This is a genomic window from Kribbella sp. NPDC051770 (genome assembly GCF_040681455.1).
In the GTDB taxonomy this organism is placed as follows: domain Bacteria; phylum Actinomycetota; class Actinomycetes; order Propionibacteriales; family Kribbellaceae; genus Kribbella.
In genome coordinates this window covers 40,233-57,295 of the sequence record NZ_JBFAYT010000018.1, presented here as the reverse complement: position 1 = coordinate 57,295, position 17,063 = coordinate 40,233, and the positions used below count along the sequence as shown (strand labels likewise).

The 17,063-nt window shown below is 70.2% G+C and carries 20 protein-coding genes; 11 read left to right on the top strand and 9 right to left on the bottom strand.

Going from position 1 to position 17,063, the window contains the following annotated elements; translation table 11 throughout:
- The first annotated feature begins 191 nt into the window (after window positions 1-191).
- The 5 genes from AB0M01_RS36810 (at window position 192) to AB0M01_RS36790 (ending at window position 4,382) form a co-directional block, all read left to right on the top strand.
- Window positions 192-1,400 carry a 3,4-dihydroxy-2-butanone-4-phosphate synthase gene (locus AB0M01_RS36810; protein ID WP_363677187.1) on the top strand — a complete coding sequence of 403 codons (1,209 nt, stop codon included), beginning with the start codon at window positions 192-194 and terminating at the stop codon, window positions 1,398-1,400.
- Entirely contained in the window at window positions 1,397-2,119 is a 723-nt protein-coding gene (locus tag AB0M01_RS36805; protein ID WP_363677185.1) for a methyltransferase domain-containing protein, read from the top strand. Before AB0M01_RS36810 ends, AB0M01_RS36805 begins: the two co-directional genes overlap by 4 nt.
- Before the next feature lie 134 nt (window positions 2,120-2,253).
- Window positions 2,254-2,661, top strand: coding sequence for a cyclic nucleotide-binding domain-containing protein (locus AB0M01_RS36800; RefSeq protein ID WP_363677184.1), 408 nt, complete (start codon window positions 2,254-2,256; stop codon window positions 2,659-2,661).
- Window positions 2,639-3,634 carry an adenylate/guanylate cyclase domain-containing protein gene (locus AB0M01_RS36795; protein ID WP_363677182.1) on the top strand — a complete coding sequence of 332 codons (996 nt, stop codon included), beginning with the start codon at window positions 2,639-2,641 and terminating at the stop codon, window positions 3,632-3,634. Before AB0M01_RS36800 ends, AB0M01_RS36795 begins: the two co-directional genes overlap by 23 nt.
- A gap of 34 nt (window positions 3,635-3,668) precedes the next feature.
- Window positions 3,669-4,382, top strand: a complete 714-nt coding sequence (locus AB0M01_RS36790) for a GNAT family N-acetyltransferase (protein ID WP_363677181.1) — start codon at window positions 3,669-3,671, stop codon at window positions 4,380-4,382.
- Window positions 4,383-4,394: 12 nt separating this feature from the next.
- Here AB0M01_RS36790 and AB0M01_RS36785 read toward each other — a convergent pair whose 3' ends face one another.
- Both AB0M01_RS36785 and AB0M01_RS36780 read right to left on the bottom strand, forming a co-directional pair.
- Complete coding sequence (locus AB0M01_RS36785) at window positions 4,395-5,678, bottom strand: hypothetical protein (protein WP_363677179.1); 1,284 nt, start codon at window positions 5,676-5,678, stop codon at window positions 4,395-4,397.
- Window positions 5,675-6,007, bottom strand: a complete 333-nt coding sequence (locus AB0M01_RS36780; protein WP_363677177.1) for a PadR family transcriptional regulator — start codon at window positions 6,005-6,007, stop codon at window positions 5,675-5,677. Before AB0M01_RS36780 ends, AB0M01_RS36785 begins: the two co-directional genes overlap by 4 nt.
- A 178-nt stretch (window positions 6,008-6,185) precedes the next feature.
- On the opposite strand from AB0M01_RS36780, the gene AB0M01_RS36775 reads away from it, so the two are divergent.
- Window positions 6,186-7,106: a helix-turn-helix domain-containing protein gene (locus AB0M01_RS36775; protein ID WP_363677176.1), complete on the top strand. Its 921-nt coding sequence runs from the start codon at window positions 6,186-6,188 to the stop codon at window positions 7,104-7,106.
- On the opposite strand, the gene AB0M01_RS36770 is transcribed toward AB0M01_RS36775, so the two are convergent.
- Window positions 7,103-7,606 (bottom strand): hypothetical protein, encoded by a 504-nt coding sequence (locus AB0M01_RS36770; protein ID WP_363677175.1) that lies wholly within the window; start codon window positions 7,604-7,606, stop codon window positions 7,103-7,105. The two genes, AB0M01_RS36775 and AB0M01_RS36770, sit on opposite strands and share 4 nt — an antisense overlap.
- A gap of 25 nt (window positions 7,607-7,631) precedes the next feature.
- Window positions 7,632-9,935, bottom strand: coding sequence for a glycoside hydrolase family 95 protein (locus tag AB0M01_RS36765; RefSeq protein ID WP_363677173.1), 2,304 nt, complete (start codon window positions 9,933-9,935; stop codon window positions 7,632-7,634).
- An 82-nt stretch (window positions 9,936-10,017) separates the two neighbouring features.
- On the opposite strand from AB0M01_RS36765, the gene AB0M01_RS36760 reads away from it, so the two are divergent.
- Window positions 10,018-10,431 (top strand): SMI1/KNR4 family protein, encoded by a 414-nt coding sequence (locus AB0M01_RS36760; protein WP_363677172.1) that lies wholly within the window; start codon window positions 10,018-10,020, stop codon window positions 10,429-10,431.
- A gap of 9 nt (window positions 10,432-10,440) precedes the next feature.
- Here AB0M01_RS36760 and AB0M01_RS36755 read toward each other — a convergent pair whose 3' ends face one another.
- The gene (locus AB0M01_RS36755) at window positions 10,441-11,007 is read right to left on the bottom strand and encodes a dihydrofolate reductase family protein (protein ID WP_363677171.1); all 567 of its coding nucleotides are present in this window, start codon (window positions 11,005-11,007) and stop codon (window positions 10,441-10,443) included.
- A gap of 130 nt (window positions 11,008-11,137) precedes the next feature.
- Between AB0M01_RS36755 and AB0M01_RS36750 the strand changes: the two genes are divergently transcribed.
- Both AB0M01_RS36750 and AB0M01_RS36745 read left to right on the top strand, forming a co-directional pair.
- Window positions 11,138-11,899 (top strand): methyltransferase domain-containing protein, encoded by a 762-nt coding sequence (locus tag AB0M01_RS36750; protein WP_363677169.1) that lies wholly within the window; start codon window positions 11,138-11,140, stop codon window positions 11,897-11,899.
- Window positions 11,896-12,555, top strand: a complete 660-nt coding sequence (locus AB0M01_RS36745; RefSeq protein ID WP_363677167.1) for an alpha/beta fold hydrolase — start codon at window positions 11,896-11,898, stop codon at window positions 12,553-12,555. Before AB0M01_RS36750 ends, AB0M01_RS36745 begins: the two co-directional genes overlap by 4 nt.
- A 7-nt stretch (window positions 12,556-12,562) precedes the next feature.
- On the opposite strand, the gene AB0M01_RS36740 is transcribed toward AB0M01_RS36745, so the two are convergent.
- Complete coding sequence (locus AB0M01_RS36740) at window positions 12,563-12,823, bottom strand: hypothetical protein (protein ID WP_363677166.1); 261 nt, start codon at window positions 12,821-12,823, stop codon at window positions 12,563-12,565.
- Window positions 12,823-14,244: an FAD-dependent oxidoreductase gene (locus AB0M01_RS36735; protein ID WP_363677165.1), complete on the bottom strand. Its 1,422-nt coding sequence runs from the start codon at window positions 14,242-14,244 to the stop codon at window positions 12,823-12,825. Before AB0M01_RS36735 ends, AB0M01_RS36740 begins: the two co-directional genes overlap by 1 nt.
- Window positions 14,245-14,332: 88 nt before the next feature.
- On the opposite strand from AB0M01_RS36735, the gene AB0M01_RS36730 reads away from it, so the two are divergent.
- On the top strand, window positions 14,333-14,692 hold the full coding sequence (locus tag AB0M01_RS36730) for a metalloregulator ArsR/SmtB family transcription factor (protein WP_363677164.1): 360 nt from the start codon (window positions 14,333-14,335) through the stop codon (window positions 14,690-14,692).
- A complete protein-coding gene (locus AB0M01_RS36725; RefSeq protein ID WP_363677163.1) occupies window positions 14,689-15,087 on the top strand; it encodes an arsenate reductase ArsC in 399 nt (132 codons plus the stop codon). The genes AB0M01_RS36730 and AB0M01_RS36725 overlap by 4 nt, the downstream gene beginning before the upstream one ends.
- A 599-nt stretch (window positions 15,088-15,686) precedes the next feature.
- On the opposite strand, the gene AB0M01_RS36720 is transcribed toward AB0M01_RS36725, so the two are convergent.
- A complete protein-coding gene (locus AB0M01_RS36720; protein WP_363677162.1) occupies window positions 15,687-16,604 on the bottom strand; it encodes a helix-turn-helix transcriptional regulator in 918 nt (305 codons plus the stop codon).
- Window positions 16,537-17,049, bottom strand: a complete 513-nt coding sequence (locus AB0M01_RS36715; RefSeq protein ID WP_363677161.1) for a DUF6879 family protein — start codon at window positions 17,047-17,049, stop codon at window positions 16,537-16,539. The genes AB0M01_RS36720 and AB0M01_RS36715 overlap by 68 nt, the downstream gene beginning before the upstream one ends.
- Window positions 17,050-17,063 lie beyond the last annotated feature (14 nt).

Genomic DNA, 17,063 nt, shown 5'->3' with positions numbered 1-17,063 from the left:
CCGGACTCCCGGCGTGGTTTACTGCTGCTGGTGCGATTCCAAGGTGTGACGGCGGGGAGCTGATCCCCGGCCCGTCGGCTTCGTACGGCGTACGGAGTGACCCGGTCCGACCGGGGCCACGCGGTGATACCCCGCTCTCGTGCTCGGACCCTGCCGGGTCCCTGGTCATCTCTGGACGCGGGAGCTGACACATGTTCACAGGAAGAATCGAGCGGACCGCGGTCGTCGCGGAGGTGGGCGCCGAGGCGCTCCGGGTCACCGTCGACGCCGGCGTACCGCTCGCCGAGGGTGGTGCCGTCTGTCTGGACGGCGTACGGATGACGATGCAGGCGGCCGCGCCGGGTGCGCTGGTCGCGACGCTGACCGACGAGACGCGCCGGCGGACGACGTTCGACCGGGTCGAGGCCGGCGCCGAGGTGCACTTCGAGCTGCCGCTGGCGGCCGGGGACCGGATCGACGGGCACCTGGTGCAGGGGCACGTCGACGGCGTCGGCAAGGTGCTGCGGATCGACGACGAACCGGCCGGGCGCCGGGTGTGGATCAAGCCGGCCGACCGGCAGCTGGCCCGCTTGGTGGCCAAGTCGTCGGTCGCGCTGAACGGGGTGAGTCTGACCGTCGCCGAGGTGCTGAAGGACCGCTTCTCGGTGGTGCTGGTGCCGAACACGCTCCGGCGTACGACGCTCGGTCGGCTCGCGGCCGGCGACCGGGTGAACCTGGAGAGCGACCTGCTCACGCGGATGGCGCGGGAGGGGCACGGGCCGGAGCTGCTGCGGGCGGTCGCGCGGCTGCCTTGGGCCGGGCAGCTGAGCGGGGAGGTCGGCGTACAGAAGGTGGTCGCGCAGTTGGCGGCCGGGGGTGGGGTCGTGGTGTGGGACCCGACGCTCGAGGGGGAGGGGGACGTGGTGTTCGCGGGGGAGCGGTTCCGGCCGCAGGCGATGACGTTCCTGCTCACGCAGGTGTGTGGGCACACGACGATCCCCTGTGCGGCGAGCGTGCTGGAGCGGTTGGAGATCCCGCCGATGCCCGGCGAGGGGGATCGGCAGGGGACGGCGATGCATGTTCCGGTCGATCTTGCGTCGCTGCCCGGGACCGGCGTGAGCGCGGCGGATCGTGCGGCGACCGTTCGGCGGCTCGCTGCGCTGGATGCCGTTGCTGCGGACTTCCTGCGGCCCGGGCATGTCTTCCCGCTGGCCGCTCGACCGGGCCTGCTCGCCGAACGCAAGGGGCACACCGAGGCGACGGTCGCGCTCTGTGAAGCGGCGGGGCTTGCGCCGGTCGGGGTCTGTTGCGAGGTGATGCGGCCGGACGGCGTGATGGCGGACGCGACCGACCTGGAGCAGTTCGCGCTGCGCTGGGAGCTGCCGATGATCGACGTCGACGACCTGGCCCGCTGGCTGTGACCGCGCTGTACGACGACCCGGACTTCCTGTCCGGCTACCGCGAGCTCCGCCGCAGCGGCCGCGGACTGAACGAGGACCTGGAGATCCCGGCGATGAACGCGCTGCTGTCGCCTGGCGGGCGCGGGGACGAGTTGCGGGTCGCGGATCTCGGCTGCGGCGAGGGTGAGCTCGCCCTCCGGCTGGCCTCGGCCGGTGCCTCGGTGGTCGCGATCGACGCGTCGGCCGCCATGCTCAGTCGGACCACCGAGCATCCTCAGATCCGTTACCTGCAAGAGGATCTGGCGCGACTGGACCTACCGGCGTCGTCCCTCGATCTCGTGGTGAGCAGCCTCGCACTGCACTACGTCGAGGACTTCATCGGCCTGGTCTCCCGCGTCGCCCACTGGCTGGTCCCCGGCGGCCGCTTCGTCTTCTCCGTCGAGCATCCGGTGATCACCGCACCACGCGACGCCGCCGACCTGCTCGTCGACGACTACGCCGATGAGGGCCCCAGGCAACGAACCTGGTTCGTCGACCACGTCGTCAAGTACCACCGCACGACCGGATCGACCGTCGAAACCCTCCTCGGGCAGGGCTTCACGATCGAAGCCCTGCGGGAACCGCAACCAACCCGCGCGCAGGTGGCAAGCAAGCCCCACCTGGCCATCCACCGCCGCCGCCCACCGATCCTGCTGATCGCGGCGCGGCTGGTCAGTCCACGGCGTACCGGGCCGCCCTGACGAAAGCCGCCGGCCACCTGATCGCGGTGAAGGGTGGTCGGTCTGAGCGTGGATCCCGGGTGCGGGTGACCCTCGGGCGGTTCAAGCGTTAGAGTTACCGACGGGAAACATCATCTGTGGCTCGGAGGATCGACGTGGCGTTTGGTAGGACGTCCCCCAGGGATCTGCCGTTGTTCGCGGACCTGTCCGGCCGTGAGATCAAGGACATCTTCCGGGCCGGCGAAGAGGTCTCGGTCCCGGCGGGCTGGTCGCTGATCCTGGAACAGACGCCGCCGGACGCGGCGTACCTGATCCTGGCCGGTACGGCGTCGGTGCGGGTCAAGGGCGAGGAGATCGCCGAGCTCGGCCCGGGCGACATCGCCGGCGAGGTCGCGGTCCGGCAGAACCGCTTGCGCACGGCAACGGTCACGGCGCGCTCCCGGCTGCAGCTGCTGCACTTCACCCGGGAGAAGTTCGACGACCTGACCACCCGGCTGCCCAACTTCCGCGACGCCATCGACGCCACCATCGCCGAACGCCGTGGCCCCCAGCCCGACGCCTGAGCCCGCCGCGGCTCCGCCTGACCTCGGAGCGCTGGCGAAGGAGTTCGAGCGCACCCTGCTCGGTGGCGAGCGGACGTTCACCCGCCTGCAGGTCTCCGAGCGCGCCGGCATCTCGTACGAGCGCGCCGAGCGGATGTGGCGCGCGCTCGGGTTTGCGACCGTCCCGGACGACGAGGTCGCGTTCACCGCGGACGACGTCGAAGCGCTCCGGCTGGTCGCCGCGCTGGAGGACGACGGGTTCATCGACCCCTCGGTCGAGTCCTCGCTCGCGCGCAAGCTCGGCCAGACCCAGTCCCGCCTCGCGTCCTGGCAGTCGGCGATGTTCCTCGACTTCCTGGCCCACGCGAAGCTCCCGGCCGACGAGGCGATCGAGGTCGCCGGGATGCTGCTGCCCGCGATGGAGAAGCTGCAGACCTACGTCTGGCGGCGGCATCTCGCGGCCGCGGCCGGCCGCTCGGTGGCCGGCTCCGACGAGCTGGCCCGCGGCATCCGCGCCGTCGGGTTCGCCGACATCGTCAGCTACACGCGTCTCACCCGCCGCCTGACCGAGGCCGAGCTCGGCGAGCTGATCGAACGCTTCGAGGGGATGGCCGCCGATGTCGTCGCGCAGAACGGCGGCCGGGTGATCAAGTCGATCGGCGACGAGGTCCTGTTCGTCACCGACACCGCCGCGCAGGGTGCCGCCGTCGCGCTCGCCCTCCAGGACCACGTCGCCTCCGTCGAGGACCTGCCCGACCTGCGGATCGGCCTCGCGTACGGCGGGATCCTGATCCGCCTCGGCGACGTGTACGGCGAGACCGTCAACCTCGCCGCCCGGCTCACATCGGAGTGCAAGCCCGGCCGGGTCCTGGTCGACCGCGAGCTGGCCGCCGCGCTGGACGGCCACGCGTCGTACCACCTGCGTCGCCTCCGCCGGGTGAGCGTCCGCGGCTACCACCACCTCACGCCGTACGCGCTGCAGCACAACCACTGAGTCGATCCCTGGTGATTGTTGGGACAATGGTTGAGTGCGCGAAATCTTGAGCCCGGCGGAGTTGTCCACGGCTGCCGACGGCGACGCGAAGGTCCTGTGGGCCGCCCAAGGCCTCACCGACGGCCACCGGGCCTGGTCCGCCGGGGACGCGGTCGCCGTCGTGGCGCCCGATCTGTCCCGGCACGACCGCATCGTCGTCCACGGCCCGGTCGACGATGCGGCACCGCTGGTCCGGGACGTCCTCGGGATCGTCGGTACGGCGTACCGGCCGTTCGGTGACGAGGAGCTGATCCGCGGCCTCGTCGACCGCATCCCGGAGCTGAACCTGCGCGCGACCTTCGGCTGGATGGAGATCGACGAGGCGCCGGTCGAGACCGTCACCGCGCGCTGGTTCCCGGATGACGCGGGCGTCGCCGAGCTGCTCGAGCAGGCCTCGCCGACGTCGTACGCCTGGCCGGGAGACCGTGGGATCAACCGCTGGGCCGGCATCGAGGAGTCCGGCGAGCTGCTGAGCGTCGCGGCCGACGCCTGGAGTGCGCCGGAGATCGGCTTCGTCGCCGGGGTCGCGACGCGACCGGCGGCGCGCGGCCGCGGGCTCTCGCGGCAGGTGTGCGCGTTCGTCACCGCCGAGCTGGTCAAGCGGCACGGACGGGTCGCGCTGATGGTTGATGGCAGCAACGAAACCGCGATCGGGCTATACCGCAAGCTGGGCTACCGGTACCACCCGGTCGGGGCGGCGCACCTGTAGCCCAGCGAGACGTCAGCGGGTCGGCGGCGGGACGGTCAGCGTGACACCGGTCGACGGCTTCGCGCTGGGGGTCGGCGTCGGCTTGGCGGTCCCGGACGTCGGATTCGGCGTCGGCGTCGGATTCGCGCTCGGCCCACCGGTCGGCCCGGTCGGTGTCGGCGTCGGTGCGGTCGGCGTCGCGGGCGCCGGCGGCGGCACGAACGGCGCCTTCGTGCTGTCCTTGCAGCCCATCTCCTCACCCGTGTCCGGGTTGTACTCCCCGGTCGGGGAGTCCGGCTCGATCACCGCCTGCGGGTACAGGTTGCTGACCGTACTCCCGCCCCGGCCGTAGGTGTTCGCGCAGTCGCTCAGCGGCAGGTTGAGCGGCTGCCCGTTCTCCGTGTACAGCCGGACGCTGACCTGCCGCCCCTGCTCGTCGAACGGGTACAGGTTGTTGATCGGCTCGCCGTCGAGCACCAGCCCGTTCTGGTACGACGGGCCGCCGCTCCGGTCGTCGTAGGTGCGCAACGAGAACAGCCCGTTCGACGCCCCGACGAAGCTCCCGGCGAGCGCCGCCGGCACGGCGAGGATCGCGATCACGTTCAGCGGTACGACGTACCAGAGCCACCGGCGGTCCTGCTGGCTGCGCCGCCCGATCCAGATCGACACCCCGGCGCCCGCGATCGCGCCCACGACCGCGACGGCCCCGGCGCCGAACAGCGCGAAGAACCCGCCGCCGCCCATCGCGCCGCGGAACACCCACCAGACCGGCTGCCCGACGCTGACCAGCTCGGTCCGCACGTTCGGGGGGATCTGCGCGATCAGCCCGCGGACGAACTCCGCACCCTGCGCACCGCGCGGCGTGTCCAGCACCGCCCGCGGGCTGTTGTTGCCCAGAGCCCGTACGCCGAGGAACGCGGCGGCGAACAGCACCGCCAGCCCGATCAGCCCGAAGAAACCGGCCGGCCCGGGAGACGAGGTCAGCAGCCCGACCAGCACCAGGAACGGCCCGGCAGTTCCGGCGATGATGCCCCAGCGCAGTGCTTTCTCGGCGGCGCTCTTGTTCAGCTCCGGCGGCCGCGAGGACGCCGGGTACCCGGCCGCGGTGCGCAGTTGGTCGGCGTACTGGCGGGGAGTGCCGAGGCGTTCCCACAGCTGGCCCTCGGTCGGCTCCTGCTGGAACTCGGCCGCGACCTCGGTCAGGTGGCTCGCGACGTCGTCGAGCACGTCCTCGAGCTCGCCCGGCGGCAGGTCGGACAGCTCCGCCTTGACCTGCGCCAGATAGGTCGCGATCGTCCCGGTCAAGGTGCTGTTCACGCTGCCTCCTCCTTGGTGGTCAGCAGGCCCGCCATCGTGCCGGCGAAGTGGTTCCAGGTCTTGGTGGACTCGGCCAGCAGGGTGAGGCCGATCGGGTTCAGCCCGTAGTACTTGCGGTGCGGGCCCTCCTCGCTCGGCTGCACGTACGACGTCAGCGCGCCGGCCGCGAACAGCCGCCGCAGCGTCCCGTACACCGAGGCGTCGGCGACGTCCTCGAGCCCGGCGGCGCGCAGCCGCCGGAGCACGTCGTACCCGTACCCGTCGGCGTCGCGCAGGACGGCGAGCACCGCCAGGTCCAGCACGCCCTTGAGCAACTGACTCGGATCCATCGGCCTCTCCCGCTCGTCCACGTCCGGCGCACCGCCGCCCCGGGCCCCTCAGACCGGACCGGCGGTGCTCTGCCGTTCACACTACTCCACATCCCGGAGTAGTGCACATCATCAACATCGGGCGGGTTGCGCAAGTTCGATCAAGTCCATCCCGGCGTCCAGGCCGCACAGTGGACCCATGACCGACGTGTACGCCGACTTCGTGGCCGCCGTCGCGGAGAGCCTGGACGGCTCCGCCCCGGCGGCGACCGGTACGACGCTCGCCCGCCGCGCCTACCTGTCCCGGTTCCACTTCGACCGGGTGATCAGCGCGGCCGCGGGCGAGCCGCCCGCCGCGTTCCGGCGCCGGCTGCTGCTCGAACGGGCGGCGTACCGGCTGCTCGCGGAGGACGTCGGCGTGCTGGAGATCGCGGTCGACGCGGGCTACGGCTCGCACGAGGCGTTCACCCGGGCGTTCGCGCGGGCGTACGGGATGTCGCCGCGCAGCTGGCGCGGCGAGCCGTCCCGGGTGTTCTTCCTGGCCGCACCGAGCGGCGTGCACTTCCAGCCACCGGCAGGGCTCCGGCTGCCGGCGAGGAGAAAGGTGAGAGGGATGGACGTTCTGGTCCGGATGGTCGAGCACCACGTGTGGCTCACCGGTGAACTGATCGAACGCGGCGCCCGGCTCGACGCCGCGGCGCTGGACCGGCCGATCGAGCTGTCGGTCGAGGGAATCGACGACGACACCTCGATCCGGTACCTGCTGGACCGCTTGGTCTGGCAGGAGGAGATGTGGCTGGCCTCGGTCGAGGACCGCCCGTTCCAGGTGCCGGAGTGCGGCCGCGACGTGACCACACCGATCCCGGAGCTGCGCACCCGGCACGCCGACGCCGGCGCCCGGTTCGTTGCCCTGGTCAACCGTCTGAACGACGAGGGCCGCTTCGACGAGAGCTTCGTCGACACAACCTGCGAACCGCCGCGAGTCTTCACGTACGGCGGAATGGTCGCGCACGTGCTCACCTTCGCCGCGCACCGGCGCTGCGTCCTGGTCGGCGCTTTCCACAGCGCCGGCGTCACCGACCTCGGCTTCGGCGACCCGATGGAGTTCGTCGCCGGCTAGTCGCAGCGGGCAGGGGCGAACTCGTCGAGCGACGTCACGCGGTAGTCGTCCTTGTAGTCGGGCGATCCCTGCTGTACGCCGTACCGGACCTCGCCGGGCTTGAGTGTCTGCAGGTCCTCTGGCGTGAAGACCGTCAGTCCGCCGAAGGACTGGTGCTTCTCGGCCCAGCTGCGGATCTTGTACGACGTCCCCGCTCGTAGCTCCGGTACAGCGGTGACGGGCTTCCAGCGCGCGTCGCCGGTCGCCAGGGGGATCTGCTGGACCGATTTCGCGCCCTTCGATGTTGTGTACTGGGCGATCGGCAGCTTCGTGTCCTTGCGGGACTCGTCGAACAGCTGCAGCTCGACGAGCTCGCCCTTCCTGCAGTCCTCCAGGACGATCACCGGGCGGCCGGTCGAGTCGACGGTGAGGCCGACCTGGGAGGGGATGTAGCCGGGGCCGCAGCCGGTCAGAGTCGCCGCCGTACAGAGTGCGGCGGCGACCAGACCGATCTTCAGCATTTCGTCAGCGTAGAGCTCGACAGGTCTAGGCGATGGTGATCCGGGCGGTCTCGCCCGGCTGGAGGTCCAGGTCGACCAGCTCGTCACCCAGCCGGACCTGCTGCGGCGTCGAGCGCTCCGCGGCGGTGATCTCGGCTGCGGTGAGCTTCCCGTCCGCCCAGGCCAGGTCGACCGTGTACCCGCCGCGCGCCCGCAGCCCGGTGACGCTCCCGGTCGGCCAGCTGCTCGGCAGCGCGGGCAGCAGCTCGATCTCGGTCCCGGTCGACTGCACGAGCAGCTCGGCCATCGCGCCGGTCCCGCCCGAGTTGCCGTCGAAGGCGTACACGTTCTCGTTCACGCCCGCGATGCCGGCCACGGAGTACGACAGCAGGTTCGCCTCGCTCGCGTCGGCGATCAGCGACCGGACGTGCTGCAGTGCGAGATCACCCTTCTGCAAGCGCGCGTAGAATGCGATCAGGTTCGCCTCGACCCACTCGGTCTGCTCCCAGCCGTCCGCGCCCTGCCGCCGGTCGATGATCACCTCGGCCGCCTGGGCGAGCTCCGGCGTGGTCCGGGGTGTGATCTGCCGCTCGGGGTAGAGCGCGATCAGGTGCGAGGTGTGCCGGTGGTTCGGCTCGGCCTCGTCGAAGTCGTGCAGCCACTCCTGCAGCTGCCCGTGCTTCCCGATCTGGAACGGCGGCAGCTTCTCGCGGGCCTTGGCGGTCTCCGCGCGGAAGTCCTCGTCGACGTTCAGCAGCTCGGAGGCCTCACCGCAGATCCGGAACAGCGCGTCGATCAGCACCCGGTCGGTCGTGTTGCCCAGCGAGAGCGACGCCCTCTCGCCGTCGGGCGTCAGGTACCAGTTCTCGGGGGAGTCGGACGGGCCGCTGAGCAGGTAGCCGGTCTCCGGATCCTCGGTCAGGTACGCGAGGAAGAACTGCGCCGCGTCCTTCAGGACGGGGTACGCCCGGGTCGCGAGGAAGTCGAGATCTCGGTGGTACTCGAAGTGCTCCCACAGCTGCAGCGAGATCCAGATCCCGCTCGTCACGTGCAGACCCCAGCCGAGCCCCCAGCCCGGCGCGCTGTAGCTCCACGCGTTCGACACGGTGTGCGAGACCCAGCCCGGCGCGCCGTACATCTCGGCGGCGGTCTTGCTCCCGCTCGCGCGGAGCCGGTCGATCAGGCCGAACAGCGGCGGGTGACACTCGCCGAGGTTGGTGATCTCGGCCGCCCAGTAGTTCTGCTGGGTGTTGATGTCGAGGTGGTAGTCGTTCGTCCACGGACCGCCGGAGGCGCGGCCGTCGTTCCACAATCCCTGCAGGGCAAGGGGGAGTGGTGAGTTTGCGCGCGACCCGGCGATCGTCAGGTACCTTCCGTACTGGAAGTACAGCGCGATCAGATCCGAATCATCGTTGCCTTCAGCAAGTAGTCTGCGCCGCTCGTCGGTCGGCTTCGCGTTGGTGTCGCCTCGGAGGTCGAAGCTCACCCGCCCGATCAACTCCGCGTGATCCTCGACGTGCTCGCGCTTCAGTACGTCGTACTCCGGCACCTCGAGCAACGCTGCAGCCTGCGCCGGGTCCGCCCCCAGCCAATCGGTGCCCACAGCAACCACAACGGTCACCGTGGTCGCGCCGGTGACCCGCAGCCCGTCCTCGTCCTCCTCGACCACCCCGTCGGTGATCACCCGAGCGTGGATCTCGACGGTCGCGCCGACCTTCCCGTTGCTGTGCAGCTCCTCGTACGCCTGCCCGCGCAGCACCAGCCGATCACCGTCGACGGTCACCTCAGCCGGAATCGCGTCGTCGCTGAAGCCCACCCGATGGTCGACCGGTGCGCTGCTCGTCACCTTGACGACAAGCACCCCCGCGACGTTGCTCGCGAACACTTCCCGCTGGACGCTCACGCCGCCCTTGCTGAACGCCGACCGCACGATCGCGTCATCCAGCTCCAACGACCGCTCGTACCCGTCGACTTCCCCGTCGAGCCCGTGCTCGACCACCAACTCCGGCAACGCCACGTTCGTCCCGAACGCCGAAGGCCGCCCCAGCAGATGCTCCCCCGCCAGCGCCTGCGCCTCGGCGTACTCACCGCTCAGCAGGAGCCGCCGAATCTGCGGCAGGTACTTCAACGCCGTCGTACTCACATCACTGTCCCCCGGCGCCCCCGACCAAGCAGTAGACGCCGACAACCGCACCCGCTCGGCCTCGACCCCGGAGAACACCATCCCCCCAACGCTCCCGTTCCCCACCGGCAACGCCTCGAACCACCGCTCCGCGGCCCGTTCGTACCAAAGCCGCCCCGCCGACTTCCCGGCACCCGCGACCCGCTCAACCACCTCACGCTTAAGCACCGCCACACCCTAAGCGCGCCACTCGACCGGTGGCTGCGGCCCCTCGGATCCTGGACGCCGCAGCGGTGAGATGCTCGGCCTCATGCACGAGCCGACCTGGCGCCACCTGCTGACCGCCGACGTGCAGCTCCAACCACCCGCCACTCCGGCCGAGCTGAGCGCCGCCGAGCGCGACCTCGGGACCGCACTCCCGCCCGCTCTCCGCGAGCTGTACGCCGTGACCAGCGGTATCTACGACCCTGCCGGCCAGTGGTTCGTCCTGTGGCGGCTCGCAGACCTCGCACCCCGGAACCTCGACGCCTGGTCGATCGAGACCGAGGCACGCCGCGACCTCCTCGCCTTCGGCGACGACGGCACCGGCGACCCGTTCTGCCTCGCCCTCACCGGCGACCCAGCCGTCCACACCTGGTCCCCGATCGACCAGCAGGCCTGGCCGCTCGCCGCGACCCTGCACGAGTTCTGGGCGGGCTGGATGACGGGCGAGATCAAGGCCTGACCCTGCCCCTCAGCCGTGCAGCGTCGGCCGGTAGATCAGCTCCTGGGTGTTGCCGTCGAGCGTGTGGCTCTCCAGCAGCTCGAGGTCGAAATCGGCGGCGCCCGCGAACACCGGGACCTGGCCGGTCTGCCCGGTGAGCACCGGGAAGATCGTCAGCTGCACCCGGTCGACCAGACCGGCGGCCATCAGCGCACGGTTCAGCGACACGCTCCCGTGCGAGCGCAGCGGTACGTCGGATTCCTCCTTCAGCCGCCTGACGACCTCGACCGCGTCCCCGCTCTCCAGCGTGGCGTCGGGCCAGTCGAGCGGGCCTTCGAGCGTGCTCGACACCACCGTCGCCGGCAGCGCCTTCATCCGTCCGATCCACTCGTCCATCCCGTCGGCCCCCGCGAGGATCGCCGCGTTCAACCGGTACGTCGCCGCGCCGTACACCATCCGCTGCGGTACGCCGTACTGCGCGGCCCGCCGCGCCAGGAACTCCGGCCCCTGCTTGCTCCAGTACCCACCCCAGTCCCCGGTGTGCGACCCGAAGCCGTCGAGGCTGGCGAAGATGTCATAGGTGTAGCTGACCGTCACTGTCGTACTCCTTGTCCCCGGCGGCCGTCGGTCGGCCGCTCACCAACCCGACGAACCCCGCACCCCCGATCCGACACCCGCGCCGAAAATCCTTTGCCCACCAGCGTCGCGCTTCGCAGACTCGAAACCCATGGACGAAGCCGAGCTGACCCACCTGCTGCGCAACGACCGCTACCCCCGCTCCGCCACCTACTCCGCCCGCCGGGCGGTCGACGCCGCCATGGGCCCCAACCCCCTCTGGCAAGCCGAAGCCCTCACCTCACTGATGTCCCTCCGCCCCGGCCAGCGAGTCCTCGACCTCGGCTGCGGTACGGCGCTGAGCTCGATCTTCCTGGCCCGCGAGTTCGGCGTGGAGGTCTGGGCCACCGACCTGTGGATCCAACCCGACGAGAACCTCCGCCGCATCACCGAGGCCGGCCTGGACGATCGGGTCCACCCCATCCACGCCGAGGCCCACGCCCTCCCGTACGCCGACAATTTCTTCGACGCCGCCATCAGCATCGGCGCCTACCACTACTTCGGCACCGACGACCTCTACCTCGGCTACCTCACCCGCCTCCTCAAACCCGGCGCCCACCTGGCCATCTCCCAGCCCGGCCCGGTCGAGGACTACGAATCCTTCCCGCCAGCCCACCTCACGCCGTACTGGAAATGGGACTTCTGCGCCTGGCACAGCCCTCAGTGGTGGCACCACCACTGGACCAAGACCGGCCTGGTCACCGTCGAGGTCGCCGACCAGCTCGCGCACGGCTGGCAAGACTGGCTGCAATGGAACGACGCCTGCGACCGCTACCGAGGCGCCCCCGACCAGGAAGAAGCCCAGATGCTCCGCGCCGACGAAGGCCGAACCCTCGGCCTCACCCGAGTCATTGCCACCCGGAACCCGGCGTGAAGTACATCCTCGTCCCCGGCGGCTGGCAGGGCGCCTGGGCCTTCGACGCCGTCACCGCAGAACTCCGCTCAGCAGGCCACGAAGCAGAAGCGATCACCCTTTCAGGCCTCGACGACGACCGCCCACCCGTCCCACCCAACCTGACCACCCACATCACCCAACTCACCGACCTCATCGCCGGAGTCGAAGGCCCGCTGACCCTCTGCGGCCACAGCTACGCCGGCCTCGTCATCGCCGGCGCCGCCGCCCGCCTCCCCGAACGCCTCACCCACCTGGTCTTCATCGACGCCTACGTCCCCACCGACGGCGACTCCTGCTGGTCCCTCACCACCGACACCTTCCGCAACCTCTTCATCACCGGCGCCCACCCCGACGGCCGCTGGGTCGCGGTCCCCGAGGGCATGGACCCGAGAGCCCGCCCCCACCCGCTCCCCAGCTTCCTCCAGTCGATAACCCTGCCGCCGCCCACCACCCCGCCGTACGCACGAACCTTCATCAGCGGCGGCGACTGGCCCGGCACCCCTTTCACCGCTCTGGCCGCCCGCCTCCGCAACGACGCGACGTGGAACTTCCACGAGATCCCGGTCGGCCACAACATCGCCCGGCGGGATCCAAGCGCGCTCGCGGCCGTCCTCGACGCGTTGCCGCCTCACTGACCGATGATCAGCTCTGGTGGCGCGGCAGCGTGCGTGACGTGCTGAAGAGCAGAACACCCGCGCTGATGCACGCGCCGCCGACGGCGAGGATCACCGGGCGGTACCCGGCGGCCACGGCCAGGACGCCGAGCAGGACGCCGAAGGCGTAGTGCAGAACGCCGTACCCGACGGTCTGGGTGACGGCCAACGCTGCCACCAGGCGGCGAGGGACGCCGGAACGGACGCCGCTTCCGGTCGTGCCGGTCGCGGCGACCCTCGCAGGGCCCATCAGCCGCAGCAGCCCGAGCTCGACGAGGCCGGCTGGTCGTCGATCACGGTTAGCAGGCCGCCGCTGATGCCGGTCGCGAGGCCTCGCCCGGCCGGGGCGGAGCTTGCGGCCGTTTGTGGCGCCGGTCCGCAGCATCCGCCGGCGGTCTCCGCGGTGGAGTCCCCGTAGGCGAGGTTCGAGGAGCAGACGCCGGTCTCGGGAAGGTCGAGCTGTACGTCGCGTGCCGCCGCCCAGTCCCCGGCGAGCGCGGCGACCACGGAGCGAGCCTGCTCGTACCCCGTGGCCAGCAGGAACGTCGGCGCCCGGCCGTAGGACTTCGCGCCGACCGCGTAGTACCCCGGTTCGGGGTGGGACAGCTCGTCGGCGCCGTGCGGCGGGACCGTCCCGCAGGAGTGCTGGTTCGGGTCGATCAGCGGCGCCAGAGCGCGCGTCGATCCCATGATCGGGTCCAGGTCCAGCCGCAGCTCGCCGACCATCTCGTGATCGGGCCGGAAGCCGGTCGAGTTGACCACGGTGTCCGCGACGACGCGCTGCTCACCGGCGGCCAGCTCGATCCGGCCGTCCGCCGTACGGGAGGCGCCGTCGATGCGGAAGCTGCTCACCAGCTCGACGTGACCGGACCGGACGAGCTTCTTCAGCCGGCTGCCCAGAGCGCCGCGCGCGGGCAGTTCGTCAGCGTCGCCACCGCCGTACGTGCGTGCCTGGTCGGCCCTGCGGACGACCCACACGATCTCGGTGCCGGGCGCCTGCTCAGCCAGAGCCCCGAGGTCGAGAAGCGTCGTTGCGGCGGAGTGGCCCGCTCCGACGACAGCGGTACGGCGTCCGGCGTACCGGTCGCGGTCGCGGCCGAGGACGTCGGGCAGCGCGTGGGCGATGCCGTCGGCGATCGCAGCTTCGCCACGGGCCGGGATCCCGGAACCGCCGAGCACGTTCGGGCGCCGCCAGGTGCCGGCCGCGTCGATCACCGCGGACGCGAGGATCTCGGTACCGTCGGCCAGCCGGATCAGGAACGGCGCCTGCTCGCGTCCAGCGGTGCGGACCCGGTCGAAGCCGTCGCGGGTGACGGCGACGACGGCCGCGTCGTACCGGATCCGGTCGTTGAGCGCGGGGGTCTTGGCGAGCGGTTCGAGGTAGGAGTCGATCAGGTCACCGCCGGTCGGCAGTGTGCCGAGGTCGGGCTGCACCCAGCCGGTCTGCTCGAGCAGGCGGCGGGCCGCGCTGTCGATGTCGTAGCGCCACGGGCTGAACAGCTTGACGTGCCGCCACTCGTCGATCGCGGCGGCGACTCCCGGTCCGGACTCGAGCACCAGGAAGTCCAGTCCTCGTTCGGCCAGGTGCGCGGCGGCCGCCAGACCGATCGGTCCCGCTCCGATGACCACGACCGGTCCCGCCGGCGACACGGCGGTGTTCTGCTCACTCACGATCCGTCCCCACTCTCGCTGTATCGAAGTTCATCTAATCAACGAGCCCCACCTTGCCTCTTGATTCGACAGGAGTCAAGATAGACGCATGTCGAAACAGAAGACCGCCCCGCCGTCGGCCGGCGGCTGCTGTACGCCGATTTCCGAGGCCGCGCTCGACCCGGCCCGGGCGGCCGAGGGGGCGGCTCTGTTCAAGGCCCTGGCCGACCCGATCCGCCTTCGCCTGCTGTCGATCATCGCCGCGTCCGACGGCGAGACCTGCGTCTGCGACCTCACCCCTCACTTCGAAGTGAGCGGCCCGACGATCTCCCACCACCTGAAGATCCTCCGCGAAGCAGCCCTGGTCGACTGCGAACGCCGCGGCACCTGGGTCTACTACTGGCCCGTCCCCGAAACCCTGCACCACATCGCGTCCCTGGTGACCATCCCGGCCAAGGCTGCCCGGTGACCAAGCCAGTCGTCCTCTTCGTCTGCATCCACAACGCCGGCCGCTCCCAAATGGCCGCCGGCTGGCTCCGCCACCTGGCCGGCGACACCATCGACGTCCGCTCCGCCGGCTCCGAACCCCGCGCCCACCTCAACCAGGTCGCCGTCGAAGCCATGCACGAAGTCGGCATCGACATCACCACCGCCGTACCCCAGCTCCTGAACACCGAGACAGTCCGCGAAAGCGACGCCGTCATCACCATGGGCTGCGGCGACACCTGCCCGATCTTCCCCGGCAAGCACTACGAAGACTGGGAGCTCACCGACCCTGCCGACCAGCCGATCGAGGTCGTCCGCGAAATCCGCGACGAGATCCAGGTCCGCGTCCAGACGCTGATCAGCAAGCTCACGCAGTGATCAAGTCACACGCAGGACGAAAACGTTGACCTGCACCAGGTAATCCGGTGTCTGCGCGACAACGTCGTCCGGATCGAGAAATGGATGCAATCCAAGGCTCTGGCAGGGCCTCAACCCTCCCCCACCTAGGTGGCTCCTCGCCGGCATCCTCGAATCGCAAGTGGTCTCGCCCTCGTTCGATCTATTGGAGCAGCCAGGGCGACACAGCGGTCAGGGCACGGCTTACGTGCCGCCCTGGCTGGTCTAGGGGATCGGGAGTTCTCGGCCGTCCTGGTGTGTCCAGAGCTGCGGCAGGCGCTCGACGAAGACACGATCGTGGGTGAACCAGCGGGCTGTGGTTCCCTCGAGCAGAGGTCTGTCCCACACGACCTGTACGTCGGATCCGGACACCGCGACGATCGTCCCTGGCCCGTAGTCCGGCGAGCTCACCCGCCGGCCGATCCGAAGCTCCGATGGTCGATGCTCTCTGATCGTCAAGGCCGGCTCCCGTTCTCGTCACGCCGCTGGAACCGTGCCAACGCTAGTGATCGAAAGGCCGCCTCAGGAGAGAATTTCTCCGGATTTCTCGACGTCCGGCAACTGCCCTCGGAGTGCAGAAATCAATCGCTCGGAACGTCTGACTCCGCCGCGAGATCGTTCATCACCCGGCCGATGATCTGACGTGCGCCACGGCCGTAGCTTGCGACCCCGGCGAGTTGCTCGAAGGTTTCGGAGTACAGCTCGATCTCCTGCGGCTGACGCAGATCCAGCTCCGCGCTGAACGTCTCCAGCACGACCCGCCGGTCGTCGTACATCCAGAAACCGTGCCAGGGCGAGACGGTGTACTCGGTCTCCGTCGCGATGATGCCAACCCGTACGTTGCGCAGGTGCGAGACAGCCGCGAGCCGGTCGAGCTGCCCGAGCATCGCGTCGATCGAGCACAGCCGAAACCGCAACGCGGCCTCGGTCAGGACGAAGTGGAACTGCTTCCCCGGGCGGTACAGGATCTCTTGACGCCGGAGCCGGGCGGCCACGGCTTCGTCGGCGTCGTTGACGATCTTCAGCCGACGCACCGACTCCTCGAACCGCGCTCGGGCGTACTCACCGGTCTGCAGCAAGCCCGGTACGACGGTCGCCTCGAACACGCGAAGCAGCCGAGTCCTCTGGTCCCACTCGTAGAGCTGCTCCTGCTGCGGCCGTAGTCCGGCCCGCATGAGATGCCGCCACTCCGCGAACTGCAGTTCCAGCGTGTGCAGCGACGCCAGGAGCGCATCCAGCTCGGACGCGTGACCGCTAGCCAGCACCCAAGCGCGGAGGTCGTCGTCGCTCGGAGTCTGCTTGCCGTTCTCGAGCTTCGAGACCTTCGACGGCGCCCAACCCAACGACTCCGCGAACTCCCGCCCACTCGATCCGGAGGACTGTCGGAGATCGCGGAGCCGTCGGCCGAGCGCAGTACGCGCTGCGTGGACGTTAGTCGCGTCCGCGGTGTTGTTGTCCGGCAAAGTCGTCCCGTCGTACGGCGTGATGCCAGGCGGCATCTCGCCAGCCATTGTGCTGCACGACCTCACGAGCGTCGGTGACCAGCTCGCTGCCGGCGAAACGATCGGAGTCGTCGAAGTTCATCCGCACCAGAGTCGTCGAGTCGAACAGCCAGTAGTCGTGCTTCGGTACGCCGACGGCGTCGGCCTGATCTCTCGCCAGGTACCGGATGTCCTCGCCGGCCGCGGTGGTGAACTGTGCACACCACATCCCGAAGCGGCTGTAGTCGGACAACGGCACCGTGACGACCCGAACCCGGCTGAACCGCCGCCCGGCCGCATCTGCGTCGCGAACCAGCTCCAGCCACTCCTGCAGCCAGGGTAGGTCGTCCGGCTCGCCCGTCAAGAACTTCGCGAGCGACCCAGCCTCGTCGTCCTCGTCGTACCGATCACGAACTTCGAGCCGGAAAGCCGTGTGCTCGAACGAGTTGAGCAGCTCCCACAACGACGGACCGGACG

Bases quoted from the DNA above. Each gene is read 5' to 3' on its own strand.
- AB0M01_RS36775 (WP_363677176.1), top strand. From the start codon at position 6,186: ATGACCGACGTGTACGCCGACTTCGTGGCCGCCGTCGCGGAGAGCCTG.
- AB0M01_RS36730 (WP_363677164.1), top strand. From the start codon at position 14,333: ATGTCGAAACAGAAGACCGCCCCGCCGTCGGCCGGCGGCTGCTGTACG.
- AB0M01_RS36760 (WP_363677172.1), top strand. From the start codon at position 10,018: ATGCACGAGCCGACCTGGCGCCACCTGCTGACCGCCGACGTGCAGCTC.
- AB0M01_RS36810 (WP_363677187.1), top strand. From the start codon at position 192: ATGTTCACAGGAAGAATCGAGCGGACCGCGGTCGTCGCGGAGGTGGGC.
- AB0M01_RS36770 (WP_363677175.1), bottom strand. From the start codon at position 7,606: ATGCTGAAGATCGGTCTGGTCGCCGCCGCACTCTGTACGGCGGCGACT.
- AB0M01_RS36720 (WP_363677162.1), bottom strand. From the start codon at position 16,604: ATGCCGCCTGGCATCACGCCGTACGACGGGACGACTTTGCCGGACAAC.
- AB0M01_RS36780 (WP_363677177.1), bottom strand. From the start codon at position 6,007: ATGGATCCGAGTCAGTTGCTCAAGGGCGTGCTGGACCTGGCGGTGCTC.
- AB0M01_RS36740 (WP_363677166.1), bottom strand. From the start codon at position 12,823: ATGGGCCCTGCGAGGGTCGCCGCGACCGGCACGACCGGAAGCGGCGTC.
- AB0M01_RS36750 (WP_363677169.1), top strand. From the start codon at position 11,138: ATGGACGAAGCCGAGCTGACCCACCTGCTGCGCAACGACCGCTACCCC.